Source organism: Mesorhizobium sp. M7A.F.Ca.MR.148.00.0.0, assembly GCF_003997735.1.
Classification (GTDB): Bacteria; Pseudomonadota; Alphaproteobacteria; order Rhizobiales; family Rhizobiaceae; genus Mesorhizobium.
In genome coordinates this window covers 1-3731 of record NZ_RZTB01000225.1, presented here as the reverse complement: position 1 = coordinate 3731, position 3731 = coordinate 1, and the positions used below count along the sequence as shown (strand labels likewise).

2 protein-coding genes are annotated in these 3731 nt (G+C 63.1%); one reads left to right on the top strand and one right to left on the bottom strand.

The genetic code is table 11. From position 1 onward, the window contains the following. Positions 1 to 205 precede the first annotated feature (205 nt). Positions 206 to 2224, bottom strand: coding sequence for a thioredoxin domain-containing protein (locus EOB49_RS33220; RefSeq protein ID WP_127383445.1), 2019 nt, complete (start codon positions 2222 to 2224; stop codon positions 206 to 208). 64 nt (positions 2225 to 2288) lie between these two features. Here EOB49_RS33220 and mnmE point away from each other — a divergent pair, with 64 nt between their 5' ends. Continuing rightward, entirely contained in the window at positions 2289 to 3620 is a 1332-nt protein-coding gene (gene mnmE, locus EOB49_RS33215; RefSeq protein WP_127383444.1) for a tRNA uridine-5-carboxymethylaminomethyl(34) synthesis GTPase MnmE, read from the top strand. The last annotated feature ends 111 nt before the right edge of the window (positions 3621 to 3731 follow it).

Sequence of the window (3731 nt, the reverse complement as noted above, 5' to 3'; positions counted from 1 at the left end):
CCGCCTGCCGGCACCTTCTCCCCATATAGTGACGGGGAGAAGGGAGATGGCCGCACCCTCGGCGCTCGTTCTGCTGCGTTGAAAATTGGCGAAACCGTCCATGACGGCGTCTTTCTCCCCGTCCCTATACGGGGAAAGATGCCCGGCAGGCGGATGAGGGGCGGCGCCAGCGCCGCAATTTTGGGCAGATCGAGCAGCGTTGCCCTTATCGCCCTCGCAACAATCGTTCCAACTCTTCAGCATCCGTCACGACCGGCAAACACACCTGCCCAGTACACAACCATGCACCCGCCTCGTTGGTCGGCGGCAGGATTCCGCCAGGCAGCAAGGGTCGATTCGTACCCGTACCTATCGGCACGACAACGTCGACGCGGCGGGGGTCGGGACTTCGATTCGCAACCGGAACGAGCTTTGGATCGTCAAGCGCATCGACGATGACCAGTTTGAGTGGCTCGATCGCCAGCGCGCAGGCGTTGACGATGCCGGCCTGGCCATAGGCCTGGTGCGCCGCGCGGCCGGCGGCATGCTCGGCGACTTGCCAGGCCCTTTCCTGCAGGTCGAGATTGCCGGTGACGGAGGCGAGCCGGACCAGTGCCTCGATGATCTGGCCGGTAGCGGAGGGAATCGCTTCGTCGACATCGCCGCGGATGCGGATCGGCACGTCGGTGCTGTCCGAGGCGGTCAGGTAGTAACCTGTCTTTTCGGTGTCGGCGTGCCAATGGTCGAGCTGCTCGATAAACTGGCCGGCCTGGTCGACATAGCTCCAATTCCCAGTGGCCTCGAACAGCGAGATCGCTGCGTTGGCCATGGCGGCATAGTCGCTGGACAAAGCAGGGAATAGTTTTCTGGCGCCGAGCATCGAATGCGGCAGACGGCCGTCGCGGCCGGCGGTGCTTATGTGGGCGAAGGCTTTTGCCGCCGAGTCGATCCAGTCGGGCCGCGCCAACGACCGACCGGCCTCGGCAAGTGCTGCGATCATCTGGCCGTTCCAGTCGATGAGGGTTTTTGCGTCAAGACCGGGCCTGACCCGCTGTTCCCGCACGGTGAGGAGTTTCGCCTTGAGCGGGCCGAGCTCTGCGCGATCGATCACATAGTGCGATTGCTGGGACAGGGTTTGGTGGACGACCGGCTTGCCTTCCCAGCCATGCGGGCTGGAGAGGGTGAAGTGTTTGAAAAACAAGGTGGAATCTTCCCCGATGGCAGCTTCGACCTCTTCTCGGCTCCAGGTGTAGAACAGCCCTTCCTCGCCGTCGCTGTCGGCATCGAGGCTGGCGGCAAAGGCGCCGCCGTCGACGCGCATCTCGCGCAGCAGCCAGCCGATCGTCTCTTCGATTCGGACCCGGAACAACTCGTTGCCGCTTGCGGCATAGGTCCAGCTGCAGAAGCGGATCAGCTGGGCATTGTCGTAAAGCATCTTTTCGAAATGCGGCACCAGCCACTCGGCGTCGGTCGAGTAACGGCTGAGCCCGCCGCCGATATGATCGTAAATGCCGCCGCTGACCATCTGTTCGAGGCTGTTGAGAACGTCGTCGCGATGACTGGCGTTGCCGTCGCGCAGCCAGGACAGCCACAGCGTTTGCATGAACGGCGCATTGGGGAATTTGGGCGCGCCGCGCAGGCCGCCGAGATCGCGGTCGATCATGCCGTCTATGCCCTTGGCAAGCTCAGCCAGCGTGTCGCGGTCGAGCCCTGTTTTCGCGTGCGAACCGGCGAGCCGTGCCTCGACATGTGTGGTCAGACCGTCGGCGCTCTGGTTGAGGCTCGCCCGCTTCTCGCGCCAGGCCTTGTCCACCGCCTCCATCACCTGGATGAAACCGGGGCGGCCGTAGCGTGGCTCGCGCGGAAAGTAGGTGCCGCCCCAGAACGGCTTGCCGTCCGGCGTCAGGAACATGGTCAGTGGCCAGCCACCCTGCTCGCCCATCGAGGACAGCGCCGCCATATAGATCTGGTCGATGTCGGGGCGCTCCTCGCGGTCGACCTTGATATTGACGAACAGACGGTTCATGACGGCGGCGACACCATCGTCCTCGAAGCTTTCATGCGCCATGACGTGGCACCAGTGGCAGGCGGCATAGCCGACCGAGAGCAGGATCGGCCTGTCCAGCGCGTTGGCCTCTTCGAGCGAAGCCGGCGACCAGGCGCGCCAGTGCACGGGATTGCCGCTGTGCTGCTGCAGGTAGGGGCTGGCTTCTTCGGCAAGCAGGTTTTGCGCTGGCAGCGTCACTGGGCAAACTCGGGTGCGATTGGCTGATGGGCGTAAAGCTAGGGCGGTTCGGTAGAGCGGGCAAATGATTTCAGGCGATTCCATCGTAGCGCTGTCGAGCGGCCGGCTCCCGGCCGGCGTCGCCGTCATTCGCATTTCCGGCCCGCAGACTCGATTCGTAGTCGAAACGATTGCCGGGGGTATTGTTAAGCCCCGCGTCGCGGTCTTGCGCAGATTCAGGGCGCCCGATGGAACCGTGCTTGATAAGGGCTTGGTCGTCTTCTTTCCCGGACCGGCCAGTTTTACGGGCGAGGATGTGGCGGAATTCCACGTTCATGGCGGACGCGCCGTGGTGGCCAGGATGCTGGAGACGATTACTGGTTTAGACGGCATCAGGCACGCGGAACCGGGCGAATTCACGCGCCGCCCCTTTCTCAACGGCAAGGCCGACTTGGTCGAGACCGAGGCGCTGGCGGATCTCGTCAACGCCGAAACCGAGGCGCAGCGGCGTTTTGCTGTCCAAAATGCCGAAGGCGCTCAGAGCGAACTCTATCTCGGCTGGCGTCGCAGGCTGATCCACGCCCGTGCCATGATCGAGGCGGAGATCGATTTTGCCGATGAAGACGATGTCCCCGGTTCCGTTTCGGATACGGTTTGGTCTGATGTCAAAACTATGATCGGCGAGATCGACCGGCACGTTGCCGGATTTCGTGCTGCCGAGATCATCCGTGACGGCTTCGAGGTCGTTATCCTTGGCGCGCCCAACGCCGGTAAGTCGAGTCTGTTCAACGCCCTGGCGCGGCGGGATGCCGCTATAGTAACGGATGAACCCGGCACGACGCGGGATTTGCTTGAAGTGACACTTGATCTCCAGGGGCTGCGGGTCCGGCTTACGGATACGGCCGGGCTGCGCGACGCGCCGGGGAAGGTCGAGGCGATCGGCATCGAGAAGGCGAGGGCCAAGGCGCATGGCGCCGATCTCTTGCTCTTGCTGCAGGACATCGCGAACCCAAGAGATGTCGGCGAGCTGCCGACTGTGGCGCCGACCGTGCGCGTCGGCACCAAGCTCGATCTGCTGGAAGACCGCGCGGCGAGTGACGCGACGGAGGATTATGACCTTGTCATTTCGGTAAAGAGCGGGACGGGCGTCGAGGAACTGCTGGGGGAAATCGGCCGGCGGGCAGCGGAAGCAGCCGGCAGCTTCGGCGATGTCCTGCCGTCGCGCCTGCGCCACGTTGAACTGCTTGGCGCGGCGAATAGTTACCTGGTTCGCGCAACCGACGGCCAGACGGTCGGGCAGGAGTTGCGCGCCGAGGAGTTGCGGCTTGCAGCAGATCGCCTGGGCCGTATTGTCGGCGCCATTGACGTCGAGGACATGTTGGACGTGATTTTCTCACAGTTCTGCATTGGGAAATGACTCACGTGAAACGATGTGCTCTCGTAAAATGAATCAGTTTGTCGATGCAGAGATTTTGATGGACCGATTGCGGAACGCCCCATCGCTTCGTCATCCACGGGCGGAGCAAGG

What these genes read in the sequence shown, in the direction of transcription:
- mnmE (WP_127383444.1), top strand. Translation starts at nt 2,289, where the DNA reads ATGATTTCAGGCGATTCCATCGTAGCGCTGTCGAGCGGCCGGCTCCCG.